The 18,771-nt window shown below is 70.2% G+C and carries 17 protein-coding genes and 2 pseudogenes; 14 read left to right on the top strand and 5 right to left on the bottom strand.

What is annotated here, in order from left to right; genetic code table 11:
• Position 1 precedes the first annotated feature (1 nt).
• Complete coding sequence (locus FBY35_RS27905; RefSeq protein ID WP_142216734.1) at positions 2–673, bottom strand: PhzF family phenazine biosynthesis protein; 672 nt, start codon at positions 671–673, stop codon at positions 2–4.
• A 166-nt stretch (positions 674–839) separates the two neighbouring features.
• On the opposite strand from FBY35_RS27905, the gene FBY35_RS27910 reads away from it, so the two are divergent.
• The 7 genes from FBY35_RS27910 to FBY35_RS27940 all read left to right on the top strand — a co-directional run bounded on the left by FBY35_RS27910 (position 840) and on the right by FBY35_RS27940 (position 8,434).
• The gene (locus FBY35_RS27910) at positions 840–1,916 is read left to right on the top strand and encodes an ABC transporter substrate-binding protein (RefSeq protein WP_142216735.1); all 1,077 of its coding nucleotides are present in this window, start codon (positions 840–842) and stop codon (positions 1,914–1,916) included.
• Between the two features lie 2 nt (positions 1,917–1,918).
• Positions 1,919–3,169 carry an iron ABC transporter permease gene (locus FBY35_RS27915; protein WP_399208985.1) on the top strand — a complete coding sequence of 417 codons (1,251 nt, stop codon included), beginning with the start codon at positions 1,919–1,921 and terminating at the stop codon, positions 3,167–3,169.
• Positions 3,166–4,017, top strand: coding sequence for a heme ABC transporter ATP-binding protein (locus FBY35_RS27920; protein ID WP_142216737.1), 852 nt, complete (start codon positions 3,166–3,168; stop codon positions 4,015–4,017). Before FBY35_RS27915 ends, FBY35_RS27920 begins: the two co-directional genes overlap by 4 nt.
• Positions 4,018–4,157: 140 nt before the next feature.
• Positions 4,158–5,297, top strand: coding sequence for an iron uptake system protein EfeO (gene efeO, locus FBY35_RS27925; protein ID WP_142216738.1), 1,140 nt, complete (start codon positions 4,158–4,160; stop codon positions 5,295–5,297).
• Between the two features lie 14 nt (positions 5,298–5,311).
• Positions 5,312–6,565, top strand: coding sequence for an iron uptake transporter deferrochelatase/peroxidase subunit (gene efeB / locus FBY35_RS27930; RefSeq protein ID WP_142216739.1), 1,254 nt, complete (start codon positions 5,312–5,314; stop codon positions 6,563–6,565).
• A 17-nt stretch (positions 6,566–6,582) separates the two neighbouring features.
• On the top strand, positions 6,583–7,566 hold the full coding sequence (efeU, locus tag FBY35_RS27935) for an iron uptake transporter permease EfeU (RefSeq protein ID WP_142216740.1): 984 nt from the start codon (positions 6,583–6,585) through the stop codon (positions 7,564–7,566).
• Entirely contained in the window at positions 7,475–8,434 is a 960-nt protein-coding gene (locus FBY35_RS27940; RefSeq protein WP_260848964.1) for a hypothetical protein, read from the top strand. Before efeU ends, FBY35_RS27940 begins: the two co-directional genes overlap by 92 nt.
• A 48-nt stretch (positions 8,435–8,482) precedes the next feature.
• Here the strand turns inward: FBY35_RS27940 and FBY35_RS27945 are convergent, their stop codons facing one another.
• Positions 8,483–9,235 (bottom strand): bifunctional DNA primase/polymerase, encoded by a 753-nt coding sequence (locus FBY35_RS27945; RefSeq protein WP_142216741.1) that lies wholly within the window; start codon positions 9,233–9,235, stop codon positions 8,483–8,485.
• Between the two features lie 153 nt (positions 9,236–9,388).
• On the opposite strand from FBY35_RS27945, the pseudogene FBY35_RS27950 reads away from it, so the two are divergent.
• Positions 9,389–9,628 (top strand): annotated as a pseudogene (locus tag FBY35_RS27950) (amidinotransferase); the annotation flags it as partial.
• A gap of 53 nt (positions 9,629–9,681) precedes the next feature.
• Here the strand turns inward: FBY35_RS27950 and FBY35_RS27955 are convergent.
• Entirely contained in the window at positions 9,682–10,680 is a 999-nt protein-coding gene (locus tag FBY35_RS27955; RefSeq protein WP_142216742.1) for a small ribosomal subunit Rsm22 family protein, read from the bottom strand.
• Between the two features lie 152 nt (positions 10,681–10,832).
• Here FBY35_RS27955 and FBY35_RS27960 point away from each other — a divergent pair, with 152 nt between their 5' ends.
• Positions 10,833–12,173, top strand: coding sequence for a hypothetical protein (locus FBY35_RS27960; protein WP_186357081.1), 1,341 nt, complete (start codon positions 10,833–10,835; stop codon positions 12,171–12,173).
• 24 nt (positions 12,174–12,197) lie between these two features.
• On the opposite strand, the gene FBY35_RS27965 is transcribed toward FBY35_RS27960, so the two are convergent.
• Both FBY35_RS27965 and FBY35_RS38135 read right to left on the bottom strand, forming a co-directional pair.
• On the bottom strand, positions 12,198–13,565 hold the full coding sequence (locus FBY35_RS27965) for a multidrug effflux MFS transporter (RefSeq protein ID WP_142216743.1): 1,368 nt from the start codon (positions 13,563–13,565) through the stop codon (positions 12,198–12,200).
• Positions 13,566–13,644: 79 nt separating this feature from the next.
• Positions 13,645–13,911: pseudogene (locus FBY35_RS38135) on the bottom strand (alkaline phosphatase); the annotation flags it as partial.
• A 133-nt stretch (positions 13,912–14,044) separates the two neighbouring features.
• Here FBY35_RS38135 and FBY35_RS27975 point away from each other — a divergent pair.
• The 5 genes from FBY35_RS27975 (at position 14,045) to FBY35_RS36215 (ending at position 18,278) form a co-directional block, all read left to right on the top strand.
• Positions 14,045–14,794, top strand: a complete 750-nt coding sequence (locus FBY35_RS27975; protein WP_142216744.1) for an SDR family oxidoreductase — start codon at positions 14,045–14,047, stop codon at positions 14,792–14,794.
• Between the two features lie 367 nt (positions 14,795–15,161).
• The gene (locus tag FBY35_RS27980) at positions 15,162–15,494 is read left to right on the top strand and encodes a MazG-like family protein (RefSeq protein WP_142216745.1); all 333 of its coding nucleotides are present in this window, start codon (positions 15,162–15,164) and stop codon (positions 15,492–15,494) included.
• Positions 15,495–15,640: 146 nt separating this feature from the next.
• Positions 15,641–15,937, top strand: coding sequence for a DUF6087 family protein (locus FBY35_RS36675; protein ID WP_142216747.1), 297 nt, complete (start codon positions 15,641–15,643; stop codon positions 15,935–15,937).
• Between the two features lie 549 nt (positions 15,938–16,486).
• The gene (locus FBY35_RS27990; protein ID WP_142216749.1) at positions 16,487–18,079 is read left to right on the top strand and encodes an FAD-binding oxidoreductase; all 1,593 of its coding nucleotides are present in this window, start codon (positions 16,487–16,489) and stop codon (positions 18,077–18,079) included.
• A 34-nt stretch (positions 18,080–18,113) separates the two neighbouring features.
• Positions 18,114–18,278, top strand: coding sequence for a hypothetical protein (locus tag FBY35_RS36215; RefSeq protein WP_160159326.1), 165 nt, complete (start codon positions 18,114–18,116; stop codon positions 18,276–18,278).
• Positions 18,279–18,771 lie beyond the last annotated feature (493 nt).

Genomic DNA, 18,771 nt, shown 5'->3' on the forward strand with positions numbered 1-18,771 from the left:
CTCAGCGCATAACGGGAACGGGAGCCGCGAGGCGTACGCGGCCACCGATCTCGATCGTGCCGTCGGGGCCGGGAGCGGTCAGGATCTGCGAACCCCCGCCCTGCGTGATGTTCAGCGCCCGCCCCAGCCGGTCGGTGAGCAGCAGCGCGGCGGCGCCGGTTGCCTCGTCCTCGTCGATACCGTCGCCCCGCCCGGGAAAGGCGCGCGCCCGGACCCGGCCGGCGGCCTCGTCCTCCCACGCCCACGCGTACACCCACTCACCAGGCGCCGGCACCTCCAGCGCTTCGACCTCGGCAGCCGAGCCGTACTGCCGAAGCGTACGCGGCGGCGCCCACTCGGCGCGTGCCGTGATCCAGGTGAACTCCCCGTCCTGGCGGACCCACACCTCGCCCGCGGGAGGGGTCACCACCTCCAGATCGAGCAGCCAGGCGGCACCGACGAGGGGGTGCCCGGCGAAGGAAAGGCGGAGGCCGGGGGTGTAGATGTCGACGACGCCGCGCTCGGGGTCGTCGACGAACACGGTCTCACTGAAGCCCAGCCCGGCAGCGAAGGCCTGCCGCGACGCCGGGTCGGGGAAGGCCCGGGGGTCGCGGACGACGGCGAGGGTGTTTCCGTGGCGGCCGTCGGCGCCGCAGAAGACCTGAAGTACATCGAGCACGTCGCGTTCGTTCACCCCGACATTGAAGCAGCCACCTCGATGCGGGTGACGCCGGACGGCGGGCAGAGCGACGGGCGGGACCAACCCACTGACAAATCAGGTAAGGCAAACCTGAACTGACGGCGACTCGGGCCGAAAGACCTCCCTTCGCACGAGGGTCGACTGGACAGTGGGGCACCCCATGGCAGACTGCGGCCGACCGCTGTTAGACAACGAACAAGAGGAAGGTGCATCGGTGCGCACAACTCGCCTTGCAGGTGCGGTGGTTGCCGTGCTCGCTCTCGCCCTGACGGCCGGTGGATGCGGCAGTACGGACGACGCCGGACCGGCCACGAACGGGAAGCCGGCCAGGGCCGGTGTCGCCGCCGCGCCCGACCGGGTCGAGCCACTGGCCGCGGCACCAAAGCCACGGGTGCCCGCCACCGTGACATCGGCGGACGGGAAAAAGGTCACTGTCGCATCGACCGAGCGGATCGTGCCGCTCACACCGGCGCTGAACGAGATCGTCTTCACCCTCGGCTTCGGCAAGCAGGTCGTCGCCCGCGACAACTCGACGTCCTTCGAACAGGCCCGGAAACTGCCCGTGGTGACACGCGATCACAACGTCTCGGCGGAGAGCGTGCTGTCACTGAAGCCGACCGTCGTCCTCGCCGAGACCCTGACCGGCCCGGCCGAGGCCCTCGACCAGATACGCGACGCGGGCGTCCCGGTCGTACTGGTCAAGCCGGGCAAGAGCCTGGCCGATGTGGGTCCGCGGATCGACGCGGTCGCGGCGGCGCTCGGCGTCACGTCGGCGGGCAACGAACTCAGGACGCGCACGCAGACCCGTATCGACGCGGTCCGGAAGAAGATTCCACAGTCGAAGGACGGGAAGAAGCCGCGGGTCGCGTTCCTGTACCTGCGGGGCTCGGCGTCGGTCTACCTGATCGGCGGCAGCGAATCGGGAGTGACGTCGCTGCTGGAGGCGGCGGGCGCGGTGGACGCGGGCAAGGAGTCCGGCCTGACGAAGGACTTCACGCCGATCACCAGCGAGGCGCTGGCCAAGGCCGCGCCCGAGGCACTTCTGGTGATGACGGACGGGCTGGAGTCGGTGGGCGGCGTGGACGGGCTGCTCAAGGTTCCGGGCGTGGCACAGACCCCGGCGGGCATGGACCGCAAGGTCGTCTCGGTCGATGACGGGGTGATCCTGAACTACGGGCCGCGGACGGACCAGGTGCTTCAGACGCTGGTCGACCAGCTCAACGCGAACGGAAGCTGAGGATGTCGTCCACGTCTGCGGAGGAGGCCCGGGCAGTACCCGGGCCTCCGGCCCCCGAGCCGGGTGGTGAGGTGCCGGGTGGTGCGGTACCGGAGCGCGCGGTGCCCGACGGCGCGGTACCGGATGCTCACGTCGCGCGCGACGATGCGTCACCGGGTAGCCCCGAGCCCAACACACCTGCGGTGAACGGGTCTTCCGACACCGGTGCGCACCCCGACAGGGCCGAACGGCGACGGGCATACCTGCTCACCGGGTCCCTCCTGCTCTCCCTCCTCATCCTCTCCCTCCTCTCCGCCGGGTTCGGCGCCTACGACATCCCTCTCGGTGACGTCGTCTCCTCCCTCCAGCACCGCGTCGGGCTCGGCGGGCACGCCCTCGATCGCGTCGGGGAGAGCGTCCTGTGGAATGTCCGGCTGCCGCGCGTCGTGCTCGCGCTGCTCGTCGGGGCATCCCTCGGGTGTGCCGGCGCCCTGATGCAAGGCGTCTTCGGCAATCCGCTCGCCGAGCCCGCCATCATCGGGATCGCCTCCGGCGCGGCCGTCGGTGCCGTCGGGGCCGTTGCGCTCGGCCTGAGTTTTCTCGGGAACTGGACCGTGACCGCCTGCGCGTTCGTCGCCGGTCTTGTGACCGTCCTTGTCGTGTACTCCCTGTCGCGTTCGGGCGGAAAGACCGAGGTCGTCACGCTCATCCTCACCGGCATCGCCGTGAACGCCTTCGCCGGCGCCCTGATCGGGATCTTCATCTTCTTCGCGGACAACGCCCAGATCACCCAGATCACCTTCTGGCAGCTCGGCTCGCTCTCGCAGTCGACCTGGCCGAGGGTGCTCGCCGTACTGCCGTGCGCAGCCGCCGGGCTCGCCGTCGCGCCGTTCTACGCACGCAAACTGGACCTGCTCGCCCTCGGCGAACGGCCCGCCCGGCACCTCGGGGTCGACGTCGAGCGGCTGCGTATCGCCCTGGTGCTCGTCGTCGCGCTGCTCACCGCCGCCGCTGTCGCCGTGGCGGGGATCATCACCTTCGTCGGCCTGCTCGTGCCGCATCTGCTGCGTATGGCGCACGGCTCCGGCCACCGCTATCTCATTCCGGGCAGCGCGCTCGGCGGTGCGCTGATGCTGGTCGCGGGCGACCTCGCCGCCCGGACCGTCGCCGAGCCCGCGGAGCTTCCGCTCGGCGTGCTGACCGCGCTGTTCGGCAGTCCGTTCTTCTTCCTGCTGCTGCGCAGGACCCGTCGTAAGCAAGGGGGTTGGGCATGAGAGCCCTGAAGCGTCTCTTCGCCGCGCGTGGGCGCGAACTGCCCGCTCCGGCCGCCCCGGGCAGCCCTCTCGTCGAAGCACGCGGCCTCCATGTGCGGCTCGGGCAGCGCGACGTGCTCGGCGGTGTCGATCTCTGTGCCCATGCCGGGGAGGTGCTCGCACTGGTCGGGCCCAACGGTGCCGGGAAGTCGACGATGCTCGCGGCGCTCGCCGCCGATCTGCCCGCGGCGCGGGGCGAGCTGCGTATCGCGGGCCGCCCGGCCGCCGAGCTGTCGGCACCCGATCTCGCCCTGCGCCGCGCCGTGTTGCCCCAGTCCGCCACCCTGTCGTTCCCCTTCCCGGTGGAGGACGTCGTACGGATGGGACGCGCGCCCTGGGCCGGTACCGCCTTTGAGGAGCAGGACGACGTGGCCGTCGCGGAGGCGATGGCCGCCACCGAGGTGGCGGGGTTCGCGGCGCGGCCCTTCTCCGCACTGTCCGGAGGCGAGCGCGCCCGCGTCGCCCTCGCCCGCGTGCTCGCCCAGCGCACGTCGCTGCTGCTGCTCGACGAGCCGACCGCCGCGCTCGATCTGCGCCATCAGGAACTGGTGCTCCGCGTCTGCCGGGAGCGCGCCGCGGCCGGGGACGCCGTCGTCGTGGTGCTGCACGATCTCGGTCTCGCCGCCGCATACGCCCACCGGGTCGCCGTGCTGCACGCCGGACGGATCGCGGCCGAGGGTCCGCCCGCGGCCGTTCTGGACGACGAGATGCTGAGCCGGGTCTACCGGCAGGCGGTCGAGGTGCTGCCGCACCCGCGGACCGGGGCGCCGCTGGTCGTCCCGAAGAGGGAGTTGTTTACGTTTGCATGACCTTGTCGTGACGGTGCTGTGTCCGTAGCCCACATGTGAGAGCTACATCACTGCACGGGTGGGTATCGGTGAGGTAAGCCTCGGTTAAGTTAGGTCAGCCTCACCGCCCGAACCCGGTACTCGTCCTTTGTGGAGCCCGTATGCGACCCGTCCGTCTGTCCGTCGTCACCGCCGCAGCAACCGTCGCGGCCTTGACCGCCGTCACGGGATGCTCCGAGAAGAGCGATGCAAAGGCTTCCGACGGAGCGATCTCCGTCACGGCGAAGGACGACTCCTGCGAGGTGTCGAAGAAGGAGTTCCCGGCAGGCCATGTCGAGCTGGCCATCGAGAACAAGGGCAGCAAGGTCACCGAGGTCTACCTCCTCTTCCCGGACGACCGCATCGTCTCCGAGCGCGAGAACATCGGCCCCGGCACCAAGCAGAAGCTCACCGCCGAGGTGAAGGCGGGCAACTACGAGATCGCCTGCAAGCCCGGCATGAAGGGCGACGGCATCCGCCAGAAGGTCACCGTCACCGGCGGCAAGGCCGCCAAGCGGAGCCCCGAGATGGACAAGGCCGTCGCCGATTACCGCACTTACGTGCAGGCCCAGGCCGACGAGACCCTGCCCAAGGTCAAGGTCTTCACGGACGCCGTGAAGGCGGGCGACATCGAGGCCGCGAAGAAGGCGTACGCCGACTCCCGTATCGGCTGGGAGCGCACCGAGCCGGTCGCCGAGTCCTTCGGTGACATCGACCCGAAGGTGGACCTCCGCGAGGACGGCCTGGAGAAGGGCCAGAAGTGGACCGGCTGGCACACGCTGGAGAAGGCGCTGTGGCAGGACAAGAAGATCGGTCCGGCGGAGAAGGCCCTCGCCACCACCCTCGTCACCGACCTGACCGCCTGGCAGAAGCGGGTCGGCACGGCGGAGATCACGCCGACCTCCATGGCCAACGGCGCCAAGGAGCTGCTCGACGAGGTCGCCACCGGCAAGGTCACCGGTGAGGAGGAGCGCTACAGCCACACCGACCTGGTGGACTTCAAGGCGAACGTCGAGGGTGCGCAGAAGTCGTACGAGCTGCTCAAGCCGGTCGCGTCGAAGAACGACCCGAAGCTCGTCGCCGAACTGGACAAGCAGTTCGCCGCGCTGAACGCGCTGCTCGACAAGTACCGCAAGAGCCCCGCTTCGTACGAGTTCACCTCCTACGACAAGGTCGGCAAGGCGGAGCGCAAGGAACTGTCGGACGGCGTCAACGCGCTGGCCGAGCCCCTGTCCAAGCTCGCCGCCGCCGTCGTGAAGTAAGGGGGGACCACACCATGTCCGAAGAGACTGCCAACAACCAGGCCCCGAGCCGTCGTTCGCTGATCGGCTGGGGCGGCGCGGGGCTCGCGCTCGGTGCCGCCGCGGCAGGCGGCGCCGCTGTCGCCCTGACCCGACAGGACACGCCGCCCGTGCCCGCCGCAGTGAGCGGCGCGGCCGTGCCCTTCCACGGCACGCACCAGGCGGGTATCACCACCCCCGTACAGGACCGGCTGCACTTCGCGGCCTTCGACGTGAAGACGAAGAACCGCGCCGAGCTGGTCCAGATGCTCAAGGACTGGACCCGGGCGGCGGAGCGTATGACGGCCGGACAGGTCGTCGGCGAGGGCGCGTTCGGCGGCCTCGACGAGGCGCCGCCGGACGACACCGGCGAGGCCCTCGGTCTCAAGCCGTCCCGCCTCACGCTCACCATCGGCTTCGGCCCGTCCCTGTTCGCCAAGGGCCGCTTCGGCCTGGAGGGCAAGCGACCGGCGGCCCTGGTCGAGCTGCCGGCGTTCCCCGGGGACAATCTCGACGCGGCGATCAGCGACGGCGACATCTGCGTGCAGGCCTGCGCCGACGACCCACAGGTCGCCGTGCACGCGATCCGCAACCTCGCCCGGATCGGCTTCGGCAAGGTCGCGGTCCGCTGGTCGCAGCTGGGCTTCGGCAAGACCTCCTCGACGACGCCCGAGGAGCAGACCCCGCGCAACATGATGGGCTTCAAGGACGGCACCCGGAACATCGCCGGTACGGACAAGGCCGCGCTCGACAAGCATGTCTGGGTCTCCGAGAAGGAGGGCTCGGGCTGGCTGACGGGCGGCTCGTATCTCGTCGCGCGCCGGATCCGGATGAACATCGAGACCTGGGACCGTACGCCGCTCAAGGAGCAGGAAGACATCTTCGGCCGGAGCAAGGGCGAGGGTGCGCCGGTCGGCAAGGCCAAGGAGCGCGACGAGCCGTTCCTGAAGGCGATGCTGCCGACCGCGCATGTGCGGCTCGCACACCCGGACTCCAACGGCGGCGCGCGGATCCTGCGGCGCGGCTACTCCTTCACCGACGGTACGGACGGTCTGGGCCGCCTGGACGCCGGACTGTTCTTCCTCGCCTACCAGCGTGACGTCCACAAGGGCTTCATCCCCGTGCAGCGCAGTCTCGCCGGGAGCGACGTCCTCAACGAGTACATCCAGCACGTGGGTTCGGCGCTGTTCGCCGTCCCGCCGGGCGTCCGCGACAAGGACGACTGGTGGGGCCGGGCGCTGTTCTCCTGACCTAGAAGGGACCCGACGTGTTCGGCAACTACCTGATCGGGCTGCGCGAGGGCCTGGAGGCCAGCCTGGTCGTCTGCATCCTGATCGCGTATCTGGTGAAGACGGAGCGCCGCGATGCGCTCGGTCCGATCTGGATGGGCATCGGGGTGGCGATCGCCCTCTCCCTCAGCTTCGGCTTCGCACTCGAATACGGCTCGCAGGAGCTGACGTTCGAGGCGCAGGAGGCGCTCGGCGGCTCGTTGTCGATCGTCGCGGTGTGCCTGGTGACCTGGATGGTCTTCTGGATGCGGCGCACCGCGCGGCATCTGAGGGCCGAGCTGCACGGCAAGCTGGACGCCGCGCTGCAGATGGGCACGGCGGCTCTGGTCGCCACCGCGTTCCTCGCGGTGGGCCGCGAGGGCCTGGAGACGGCGCTGTTCGTCTGGGCATCGGTCAGGGCTGCCACCGACGGGGAGGGGACGCAGGCGCCGCTCATCGGCGTGCTGTTGGGCATCGCCACCGCGGTCGTGCTGGGCTGGCTGTTCTACCGGGGCGCGCTGCGGATCAATCTCGCCAAGTTCTTCACCTGGACCGGCGGCATGCTGGTGGTCGTGGCGGCGGGTGTCCTCGCGTACGGCGTCCACGACCTGCAGGAGGCCCGCTTCCTGGGCGGTCTGACGGACAAGGCCTTCAACATCACGACGACGGTCCCGCCGGACAGTTGGTACGGCACGCTGCTGAAGGGCGTGTTCAACTTCCAGCCGGATCCGACCGTCCTCCAGGTCACGGTGTGGGTGCTCTATCTGATCCCGACGCTCGGCCTGTTCCTGGCCCCGGTAGGGTTCGGACGGTCAGTGGGGCTCAAGGATCAGAAGGCAACCGATGAGAAGGCCGATTCGGGTGGAAAGGCTGCGCCTGGCGACGGCGGGGCTGACGGCGGTGACGGTGCTGTCCCTGACGGCGAGCGGGTGCGTGACGGTGCACGGGGAGCGGGCAGTCGTACCGTCGGCGACGGAGGCTGAGGCCGCGCAGGCGCTCGCAGACTTCACCGACGCGTACAACAAGGCCGACAAGGCCTATGACCCCGTTCTGGACGCGGAGCATGTCACCGGTGCGCTCGGCGCGATCAACCAGGCCGGTCTCAAGGCACGCAGCGTCAACTACCCCGACGGCAACCCGCAGCATGTGCCGCTGGAGCTGACCGACGCGAAGTTCACGATCCCGAAGAAGGCCGGCTGGCCGCGCTTCTTCATGGCCGACGTCGACTCCAACCGCGACCAGGACCAGGGCAGTCAGGACAACCGCTGGGTGCTGGTCTTTCTGCGCAACAGCCCGGACGACCTGTGGCAGGCGGCGTATCTGACGATCCTGCGGCCCGACGCGATTCCTGCCCTGAAGACCGACGGGGACGGCTTTGCCGAGCCGGTCGACCCGGACAGCGCGGCGGTGGCGGTCGCTCCCCTCGATCTGAGTGAGGAGTACGCCTCGTACATGCAGAACGGGAAGCCGGAGCACTTCAAGGACGGGCCGCACACATCCGAGTGGCGCGCGGAACGCAAGAAGGACGAGAACCTGCCGGGGATACGGACGCAGTACATCGACCAGGCGCTGGACTCCGACGACTTCGCACCGCTGGGGTTCGTCACGCAGGACGGCAGCGCGCTGGTCTTCTTCACCGTACGCAACTACGAGCGGCAGATCGCCGCGAAGGGTGTGCGGCTGAGTGTCGTCCCGGATGTGAAGGCGCTGCTGACGGGTGAGGTGAAGTCCACGCTCATCAAGGAGCGGATTTCCAGCCAGGCGGTGACGGTTCCGGTGGGCGGCGCGGGCAGCGGCAAGGTCGATGTGCTCGGACGCCTTACGGGCCTGACGGCGGCCAAGGGTTCGTAGCCGGGCCGGAGTCGGTGGCTGCCTGGGGCCTGATCCGGCCGAGAGGCCCTAGCGTCCGAGCGGCCAGGCCACCGCGTGCTGGTCCACCGACTCGTTCTCGCCCGCATACTTCGCGCACGCGTCCGTCAGCGTCTCCAGCAGCGTCAGCGGGTCGGGCAGCGGATGTTCCAGGCCGCGTACCCACTTCATCTCAAGGCCGCCGGGCAGCCGCGCGGGCGGCAGGAGTACGTAGCTGCCGCGGCAGTGCCAGCGCAGCCCGGGGTGCTCGTCCATCGTCTCCGGATGGCAGTCCAGTTCGCAGGGCCACCACTCGTCCTCCTCCTCCGGTGTGCCGCGGGTGGCGGTGAAGAACAGCATCCGGTCCTCGCCGTCCTCGGCGACCGGGCCGACCTCGATGTTCTGGTCGAGGAGCCGTTCGAGGGCGCTGCGGCCCGCCTCCAGCGGTACGTCGAGCACGTCGTGGACCATGCCGGTCGCGGTGATGAAGTTCGCGTCCGGCTGTCCTTTCGCCCAGCGCTCGATCTGGCCGCGGTCGGTCGTGGACTGCGTCTGCCAGGCGAAGGAGACGGGGTGCCTGCCCGGTGTGGGGCAGCCGATGCGTTCACAGGAGCAGCGGTAGGAGACCGGGTGCGCGGCGGGCGCGATCGGCAGTCCCGCGGCGGCGGCGGCGAGCAGCAGGGGCGTACGGCGGGAGTCGTCGGCTTCGGTGTTCTCGGGGCGCCGGCGCAGCCACTTCGGCAGCCGGCTCTCCTTGGACAGCCTGTTCTCCGTGCCGCGGATGCGGCCGATACCGTCGCCCATCTATCCCCTCACACCTCACGCTCGCCCCACGCGGACTCTGCCATGGTCCCACCATCCTGCTCCCCGGGTGGCCACGGCCCCCGACCGGGGTCCCTTCCGGCATATTCCGGGAGTCGGCAGGGGGTCGCGCCGGGCCGGGGCAGGGTCGCGGCGGGCAGCCGTTCGGTGCTGGCCCGGCTCTTCCCGGACGCGCTGATCGCCGATGAGCAGGACGCGGCGGAGCTCGGCCTGAACGCGGTGAGCGACGGCCGTCATGTGCTGCTGCCTCAGTCGGCGGTGGGGCTGTTCGAGCCGCTGCGGGACCGGGGGTTCGAGCCGATGGGCATGGACCTGAGCGAGTTGCTGAAGGGCGGCGGCAGCGTGAAGTGCTGTACGCAGGAGCTGCGGGTCTGAAGCGACGGGTCTGAGGCTGTCGGGTCTGAAGCGTCGGGTCTGAGGCGTGACGCTCACTCGTCGTGGGGCGGCCAGGGGTCGCCCCACGACGCGTCGCGCGCCGATCTGTACAGCGCGCCGTGGCGCTTGGCCACGTTGTCGCGGCGCAGCCCGTCGGTGTCGGTGCACAGGTCGAGCAGGACCAGGCCCTTGCGGATCTGGGGTTTGCGGGTGACCCGGGAGGCGGCCGGGTTCGCCGGGAAGCGCACCGCGGCGACATAGCTGAACTTCTCGTCCTCGTACGGCAGTGAGCCGCCCTTGACCTGCCGGTGGAGTGAGGAGCGGCTGACCCTCGCCGCGAAGTGGCACCAGTCCGCGCCCGGCTCGATGGGGCAGGCGGCGCTGTGGGGGCAGGGCGCGGCGACGGTGAGGCCGGCGGCGATCAGGCGGTCACGGGCCTCGATGACGCGGGCGTAGCCGTCGGGGGTCCCGGGCTCGACGATCACCACGGCCCGGGCGGCGCGGGCCGCCTCGGAGACGACCGCGTCGCGGTCCTTCGCGGTGAGCTCCTTGAGGACGTACGAGACCGTGACGAGATCAGTGCTCTCTATACGGAGCGCCGCGCTGATCCGTGAGCGCTGCCATTCGGCGGCGCGCAGCGCGGGAACACCCGAGGCGAGGGCCAGTTCACGCCCCAGCGCCAGCGCGGGCTCTGCCCAGTCCAGGACCGTGGTGCGGGGGGCGTTCTCCTCCCACGCCTCGGCGACCGCCCAGCTCGCCGCGCCCGTCCCGCCGCCGATGTCGGTGTGCGTCGCCGGAATCCACTCGGGCGCGGCGGCCCGCAGCGCCGCGAGCGCGGACCGTACCGCCTCGAAGGTCGCGGGCATCCGGTACGCGGCGTACGCGGCGACGTCCGAGCGGTCCCGCAGCACCGGGGCGTCGGTCGGGGTGTTCCCCCGATAGCTGGCGATCAGCCGGTCGACTGCCTGCGCGGCCTGCTTCGGCGGCAGCCCGTCCAGCAGCGCGGCCAGGGCGGTGCGCAGGGCTTCCGCGGTGGGGAGTGTGGCGTTCACCGGGAAATTCTAGACGCCGCTTCCGGCAGCTGCGGCGGCACGGAACCAGGACGATACCGGGACGGAACCGAACTCCTGGGAGCCAGGCGGCAGTTGCTACGCTGAGCGCCTGCACCGCACACGGAACGTGCTGCACCGCCCACGGGGGGACCATGACACAGCGGGTCGTGCGCCTGGCCCTGGCGGCCGGGGTGACCGTGCTGGTCCTGCTGCTCCTGCTGACTATGTGCGGCACGGGCGAGGGTGGCGCGGACGGCGGCAAGCCGCGCAAGCCCGTCCGGCACAGCGCGGCGCCCCTGACCCGGCTCACCGTTCCCTCCGCGTACGACACCGGGCAGGGCTGGGAGATCACCAACGCCTCGTCCGAGTACGCGATCGCTCGGAACAGCGGCCGCGTCGGCTATCTGGAGCGGGCCCGGGACGACAGCTTCCGGCTTCGCACCCTCGACGCCGCCACGGGCAGGCCCGGCTGGACGGGGCTGCCGTGGCATCCGCCCGCCGCTTGGGGCACCGCCACGGGCGAGCGGTTTCCGCGACTGCTGTCCGTCGCCAAGGACGGCCGCGAGTACTTCGTGACCTGGTCCTTCGGCAAGGCGGGCGAGGACGCGCTGACGCCCGCGGACACCTTTGTCGCGCTCGACGTGTACGACGTTTCCGACGGCGCCCGGCAGCGGGTCGAGGTCCCCTGGCCGGCCGCGCCGATTGTCTCGGGCACCGGCCCCGGCATCCTCATCAGCGACGGCCGCACCCGGACCGCGGTCGTCGACCCGGTCTCCGGCCAGGTGACCCGGGTGCCGGAGGGTGCACTCGGCCACCCCAAGGGCTGTACGGGCTGCCGCAGGCTCACCGAGGTCCGCGCGGTGACCGCGAAGGGCCTTCTGGTGAGCGGGGCCCCGGGGTTCTGGGTGCGCGGCGGCTTCTCCAGCCGCGATGTGGCGCCGGCCCGTACCGACCCGGCCTCGGGCGTGCCGACCTCGATCGTCCCCGGCCGCGTACTGGCCAAGTGGCAGCCCGCGAAGGGCGGCGCGGGCAGCAAGGACGCCGGGGCGTACGACATCTGGGCGGTGCACGACGCGGCGACCGGGAAGCCGCTGGCTCAGGCGCGGTGCCACAAGCCCGCGATCGAACCGGGCGAGTATCCGCAGGCCGTGCTCGCGACTCGCGGCGGCTATCTGGTCGCCGGGAACCTGGCCTTCGACCTGGAGCGCGGCACGGGGCACTGCTTCGAGGAGTCGGACGGCTCCAAGCCGCTGACGCTCACGTCGGTGACGGACGCGGGCACGGCGTACGGAGCGACCAGCGCACTGAGCCCGGCGGACGCACTGGCCGGCGGCGGGGACCCGATCGAGCTCGACCTGGCCACCGCCGTTCCCCAGGCGCTGTCCCCCAATGTCCGGCTGCCCGCCGCGGAGGCCGCGGGCGTCGGGATCTTCAGCTGGACGGACGCGAAGGACCGGCTGCATCTGATCGGCTACCCGCGCCGCGAGCGGTGAGCCCGGCGTGCGCAGTGGCCCGGTTTACGAGACCGACTGCTCGGGGCGGCGCTGCCAGGGGCGGCACAGCCCCAGGAAGCAGCCCAGCGCGCCCAGCGCGCAGGTGAGTTGGACCACCGCCATCGGGACGGCCGTCTGCTCGCCCGCGATCCCGACGAGGGGTGAGGCGATCGCGCCGACGAGGAACGCGGACGTGCCGATCAGCGCGGACGCCGAGCCCGCGGCGTGCGGGGTGCGCAGCAGGGCCAGGGCGTTGGTGTTGGGCATCACCAGACCCATCGCGGACATCAGGACGAACAGGCCGGCCGCGACGGGCAGCAGGCCGACCCTGCCGAAGACCCCCGAGGTCATCAGCAGGAGCGCGCCCGCAGCGAGCGTGACCACGCCCAGGGCGAAACCCAGCGCCTTGTCCAGGCTGACCCTGCCCACCAGCACCTTGCCGTTGATCTGGCCGAGCGTGATCAGGCCGATGGAGTTGACGCCGAAGAGCAGGCTGAAGGTCTGTGGGGACGCGCCGTAGATCTCCTGGACGACGAACGGCGAGGCGGAGATGTACGCGAACAGCGTGGCGAAAGCGAGCCCGCCGGTGAGCGTGTAGCCGGTGAAGACCCGGTCGGCGAGCAGCCCGCGCATGGTGCGCAGGGCTTCGCCGACGCCGCCGCCGTGCCGCCGCTCCGGCGGCAGGGTCTCGTGCAGCCACTTCGCCGCCGCCAGCGTGAGCAGAATGCCGACGGCGGTCAGGACGACGAAGATGCCGCGCCATTCGGTGATCCGCAGCACCTGGCCGCCGATCAGTGGAGCGATGATCGGGGCGGTGCCGGATATCAGCATCAGGGTGGAGAAGAAGCGTGCCATCTCGTCGCCGTCGTACAAGTCCCGGACCACGGCGCGGGCGATGACGATGCCCGAGGCACCCGCGAGTCCTTGCAGCAGCCGGAAGCCGATGAGCAGTTCGACGGTGGGGGCCAGCGCGCAGATCGCGGTGGCCGCGACATACACGATCATCCCGACGAGCAGCGGACGGCGTCGGCCCCATTTGTCGCTCATGGGGCCGACGACGAGCTGCCCGAGGGCCATGCCCGCGAGGCAGGCGGTCAGCGTGAGCTGGACGGTGGCGGCGGGTGCGCCGAGCGACCGGGTCACCGCGGGAAGCGCCGGGAGGTACATGTCCATGGAGAGCGGCGGCAGTGCGGCGAGACCGCCGAGGACGAGCGTGACCAGGAGGCCGACGCGGCGCGCTGCCATGACGGAAGCGGGCGCCGCGGCGGACACGGGAGCTTGTGCCGATGCGGAAGCCGGGGCGGATGCGGGAGCCGGGGGCGATGCGGAAGCCGGGGCGGCGGCCGGTATGTGTCCTTCTGTACTTCTCTGGCCGCTGTCCGGCTTCGGCATCACGTCTCCATGTCGTTGAATCCTTCCCTATGCTCTCAGCTCCGCCGCAGTGGTCGAGACCCTTTCGAGACGTCCCGGGCGGCAGGCCGCTGTCGGGCTCGTACGGACGGGTCGCGAGCCGTGTCCACAGCAGCACGAAACGGGGCTTCGGGTCTCCGGAGGCGACACCGAGGGTGAAGGGATCCTCGGTGATCTTCTTGGCGTCGAGTTCGGCGGCGTGAGCGATGCCGGGCAGATCGACGGCGAACGCGAGTGCGGCGGCAGCACCGGTGACGGTGAGAAACCTGCGGCGGCCAATGTGCCGGGCGGCGGCCCGGAGCTCGGGTGCGTGCGGTGCGGGTGTCATGTGCCCCTCCCCTGACGGCTGTTGTCCCTTCGCATTGGAGTAGGCGCTGAGGACCCCGTGTTGTCGAGTACACAACATCCGCGTGTCGGCCGGATGAGTTCCACGTACAGATACGGGACTACGCTGCGCGTCCATGAACGCTGTTGCGAAGATTGCCGTGGTGACGGGAGCTGGTTCGGGCATCGGCCGGAGCGTGGCGGTGACACTGGCGCAGGCGGGCTGGTCGGTGATTCTGGCGGGCAGGCGGGCGGAGACCCTGGAGGAAACGGCGTCGCTGGCGGGCGGGGATGTCCTGTGTGTCCCCACTGATGTGACCTCACCGGCGGATGTCACCACGCTGTTCGCGACCGTGCGCGAACGCCACGGCCGAGTTGGCCTGCTGTTCAACAACGCCGGCGCGTCCGGCCCACGCGTCCCCTTCGAGGACATCTCCTACGAGGACTGGCTCGCGGTGGTGGACGTCAACCTGACCGGCGCGTTCCTTTGCGCGCAGGCGGCGTTCCGCATGATGAAGGAGCAGTCACCGCAGGGCGGAAGGATCATCAACAACGGCTCGATCTCGGCGCACGTGCCGCGCCCACACTCGGCGCCGTACACGTCGACGAAGCACGCGATGACGGGTCTGACGAAGTCGCTGTCGCTGGACGGGAGGGCGTACGGAATCGCGTGCGGCCAGATCGACATCGGGAACGCGGCGACGGAGATGACGCGGCGGATGCGGGCGGGGATTCTGCAGGCGAGCGGGGAGGTGGTGGTGGAGCCGGTGATGGACGCGGGAGATGTGGCGAGGACGGTGCGGCACATGGCGGAACTGCCGCTGGAGGCGAACGTGCAGTTCGCCACGGTGATGGCGACGACGATGCCGTATGTCGGGCGGGGGTGAGGGGGGCGGGGTGCGGCGGGGTGGGTGGGCGGGGCGGGGTTGCCCGGTGCCGCGGGCGCGCCCGTTCGGGGCCGCTCCGGGGTGGAGCCGGGACTGCATGATTTACGGCGCGTCTCTGGCCTGCCGCGAGGTACAGGCGTCCCCGCGCCACAAATCACGCTCTACGTCCCGACTCCACCCGCTCCACGGCCCCCTTGCGGGCGACGCTTGTCGGTACCCCGCGCCCCGGTGCGCAGGTGCCGGTTCGGGCGGGGAAGTTGGCGCGGGCGGCGCGACCTCGCCGCCGCGAACACGCGCGCGAACCCCACCCGTGAATCTGTCGGCGCCGAATATCATCCGGGGACCCTACACACGGCAGGCGGCCTCTATGAATCACACCCTGGACCCCATCTGGGACACGGTTGACGACCTCCACACCTGGCTGGAGCAGGAGAGCGACCTGCCGCCCCAACAGGAGACGCTGCTGCGGATGTTGAAGCTCACCGAGGAGGTGGGCGAAGTGGCGCAGGCGGTCGTCGGCGCGACGGGGCAGAACCCCCGGAAGGGCGTCACGCACAGCTGGCAGGACGTCGAGTCCGAGCTGTGCGACGTGATCATCACGGCGATGGTGGCGCTGAGGACGCTGACGCCGAGCGCGTCGGAGGTCTTCGCGGGGCATCTGCGCCGGGTCTCCGAGCGCTCACTGGGCGCCGCGTCCTAGCGCCGGAGCTTCCCAGGGCAACGCATCGACCGTGCCCAGCGGCCAGCGGTGATCCTGCTTCCTCGACGGATCGAACTCCTCCGATTGACCGGAGCCCATCGCTGCGCTGGGAACACCGGCTCGCCTGAGCCGCTACCCTCCGAGGAATGGACGATGAATCGCTGTCCCAATGGGCCGAGCGCCGTGACGCGAGGATCGGACAGCTCCGCACCGTCCCTTTCGTGAGCGGCGACGGTCATCGGGGGTCGCATCTGAACCCTGACGCACCCCGTGCGATCCAGCGGTGGAACGGGCACATGTGGGAGCCCTACGGTTTCGCGGCGAACCTCGCGGAGGCGAGGCGCGTTCCGTTCCCCAACACCGAAGTCGCCCCTTCCTCGGGGTCGGCGCCGAAGCTTGGCCCCGGGACCGGCAAGCACCGGAAGCCTCGATCGCCGCGATAGCCCAGGCACCGAGCCGCAATTACCTGACACCGGTCCCTTTCTCTGAGCTACCGAGACGAGGCCATTCTCAGAGTCCGCATGCTCCCGCCTCACTGGGCTGCTGCCACTTGGCAGCGTGGAGAGCGGGGGTTCGTTCGTGCCGGCTGGAACCGTCGAGTTCTACTGCGAGTACCCGTGCGACAGTTGCCGGCGCAGCGGAGAGCGGTTCAGCTTCACACCATCTGTCACCTGCCCGGCTTGCGCGCGAAAGCCTGTCTTTCGAAGACTGATCGAGGGTCTGAGTTGAGTCAGACGGATTCAAGTAGGTCCAACTGGCGTGGAACTTGAGCTTGAGAATGGGCAGGTCAGCTGATCAGAACACACATCCAAGGGGCGGAGCTGCATCCAGGTTGCGAGCCTCCTGCTCGGCCATCAGGCCGTGCGGGAGGCACGCTTTCGAGTGGCCGGCTTGTGGGCGGGGCACGCTGAGCGGCCGCGGTGGTGACGATCGGTTGACCGCTCATTCTGGAGGCGACCGAGCCTCCGACGGTTTCGCGAAGGCAGGCCGAAGTGATCAACAGGCGACACGTATTGCGGGCAGGCACCCTCAGCGCCCTCGGCGCCGGGGCGGCGGCTCTGACGGCGCCGCCCGGTGCGGCTGCGGCAACCGAGGCAGCAAAGCCGGTCAGCCGTAGGGACTGGGAGCGGCTGGCTGCGTCACTCTCCCCCGGCGCCACCCTCTACCGGCCGCGAAACCCGGACTACCCTCCGCTGGCGATCCCGTTCAACCACCGGTACGCCCGGATCCACCCCGCCGGAATCGTCGCCTGCGCCACCACAAGGGACGTACACGAGGCGATCCGCTGGGCCCGCGCGGTGGGGCTGCCCGCCGTGCCTCGCACCGGACTGGGACACAACTACGCCGGCTACTCCACCACCACGGGTCTGCTGCTCAACATGAGCCGGATGAAGAGCATCGTCTCCACTCCGCAGCGGAGAGCCGCCCGTGCTCGGGCATACGGGCCGATCAAGGTCGTCCACGAGGCGGGCACCGTCACCGTCGGGGCCGGGGTCACCAACGGCGACCTGCACCCGCTGCTCGAGGACCAGGGCATCTTCGTACCGACCGGCCGCTGCCCCTCGGTCGGGGTCGCAGGACTGGTGCTGGGCGGAGGTATCGGCTTCAGCGACAAGATGTTCGGCCTGACCTGCGACCGGCTGGTCGCCACGACCGTCGTGCTGGCGGACGGCCGGGTAGTCAAGGCCAGTGAGGATTCGGAGCCCGATCTGTTCTGGGCCTGCCGGGGCGGCGCGGGCAACAACTTCGGGGTGCACACCTCGTTCACGCTCCAGTACGAGCAGTTCCAGGGCAACGTGGGGTTCTACCAGTTCCGCTGGAGCCTGGACTCCGTACTGCCGGTGATCGCGACCACACAACAGATCGTCCAGGACACCTTGAACAACAAGCGGTTCCACTGCCGCCTCGGCATCGGCACCCACGGGCGAACCCGGGACCGGATCCGCACGAACGCCAACGTCAATGTGATCGGCCAGCACTACGGAACCATCGATGAGTTGCGGGCGATCCTCGCCCCGCTGCTTGCCATCGGCACAGCCGACGAGCGTGCCCAGAACCGCGCCGCCGTCCGGGAAGTCACCCCGGCCCAGGCGACTACGCTGCTGAGCGCCACCACTCCCGTGGAGAAGTTCGCCTCCAAGTCAGGGATCCTGACCTCCCGGACACTCCTCACCGACGAGCAGGTCAGCGCCGCAGCCGAGCAGCTGCTCGCCTGGCCGGGCAGCGGCAACGAGGACGGAGCCGGGTTCGCGATGTTCGCGCTCGGCGGGGAGATCAACCAGGTGCCACCGGAGGCGACCGCGTTCGTGCACCGAGGCAGCGCGTTCATCTTGGCCGCCGAGACCAACTGGGCGGACTACGACCACCCCGATGTCGCCGCCGTGAATCTGCGCTGGCTCCAGGATTTCTACGACGCCATCTTTGACGGCACGCCCCCTGAGCACTCGTACCAGAATTTTCCCGATCCAGAGCTGAGGGACTGGCGCCAGGCGTACTACGGTGCGAACTACCCCCGGCTGGTCCACGTGAAGCGGCAGTACGACCCGAGCGGCTTCTTCGACTACCCACAGGCAATCGGTTCCTGATGCTCTCCCCCGGGCTCGGCGTGGGGGATGCTCGATGCTCTCGCGGCGGCGGCCTCTTCGTCCCGGGCCCTCCCGGCTGATCTACCGGCCGAGCACCGACGCCCGGCCGGACGGCCGCAAGAGCTTCGCCTGGAGCGATTACGGCGACCTGGTCCAGGCCGCGCACCAGCAGCTCGGCGGCCCGATCGTGCTGGTCTGACGGCGGCTGTGGCAAGCGGCTCTGATCCACTTGTTGTGGTGCCGGATCCCGGGTCGGACCCGAGGACCGGCCCGGCGGCGGTGACGACGGCCCTTGCCCGCCATTCGCCCTCGCGCCACCCGGACGGGGGATGGCTCGTGCGCCACGCCGACCTCCGAGACCTGGTGGGCGCCGGCCGGGTGACCTGGCAGGTCGGTTCTCCGCCCGGCCAGTCGACGACGCCCCGGTCGGCTTCGGCCTCCAGCGGGGACCGTCCATGTGCGTGCTCTGGATCAAGCTCCCGCGGGAGTCTCCCGGCTTCGAGTTGACACCCGGGATCCAGGCGACAAAAGTACCAATTGTGCATGTTCGAGCACGTTTCGTATTCGAAAATGCTTCCATTGCCGGCCCATCCATCGGTCCATCCACCTCAGCCCCGGTTATTGCGGGCTGCCTGCCTGCCTACGTGCCGCAGGGAGTTGTTCCGCGTTGCTGCCTCCCGCCTGAGCCCGGC

It is taken from the genome of Streptomyces sp. SLBN-118 (assembly GCF_006715635.1).
In the GTDB taxonomy this organism is placed as follows: Bacteria; Actinomycetota; Actinomycetes; order Streptomycetales; family Streptomycetaceae; genus Streptomyces.

Coding starts and splice junctions, on each gene's coding strand:
- FBY35_RS27910 (WP_142216735.1), top strand. CDS start 840: ATGGCAGACTGCGGCCGACCGCTGTTAGACAACGAACAAGAGGAAGGT.
- FBY35_RS27915 (WP_399208985.1), top strand. CDS start 1,919: ATGTCGTCCACGTCTGCGGAGGAGGCCCGGGCAGTACCCGGGCCTCCG.
- FBY35_RS27920 (WP_142216737.1), top strand. CDS start 3,166: ATGAGAGCCCTGAAGCGTCTCTTCGCCGCGCGTGGGCGCGAACTGCCC.
- efeO (WP_142216738.1), top strand. CDS start 4,158: ATGCGACCCGTCCGTCTGTCCGTCGTCACCGCCGCAGCAACCGTCGCG.
- efeB (WP_142216739.1), top strand. CDS start 5,312: ATGTCCGAAGAGACTGCCAACAACCAGGCCCCGAGCCGTCGTTCGCTG.
- FBY35_RS27945 (WP_142216741.1), bottom strand. CDS start 9,235: ATGGGCGACGGTATCGGCCGCATCCGCGGCACGGAGAACAGGCTGTCC.
- FBY35_RS27960 (WP_186357081.1), top strand. CDS start 10,833: ATGACACAGCGGGTCGTGCGCCTGGCCCTGGCGGCCGGGGTGACCGTG.
- FBY35_RS27965 (WP_142216743.1), bottom strand. CDS start 13,565: ATGCCGAAGCCGGACAGCGGCCAGAGAAGTACAGAAGGACACATACCG.
- FBY35_RS27975 (WP_142216744.1), top strand. CDS start 14,045: ATGAACGCTGTTGCGAAGATTGCCGTGGTGACGGGAGCTGGTTCGGGC.
- FBY35_RS27980 (WP_142216745.1), top strand. CDS start 15,162: ATGAATCACACCCTGGACCCCATCTGGGACACGGTTGACGACCTCCAC.
- FBY35_RS36675 (WP_142216747.1), top strand. CDS start 15,641: ATGGACGATGAATCGCTGTCCCAATGGGCCGAGCGCCGTGACGCGAGG.
- FBY35_RS36215 (WP_160159326.1), top strand. CDS start 18,114: ATGCTCTCGCGGCGGCGGCCTCTTCGTCCCGGGCCCTCCCGGCTGATC.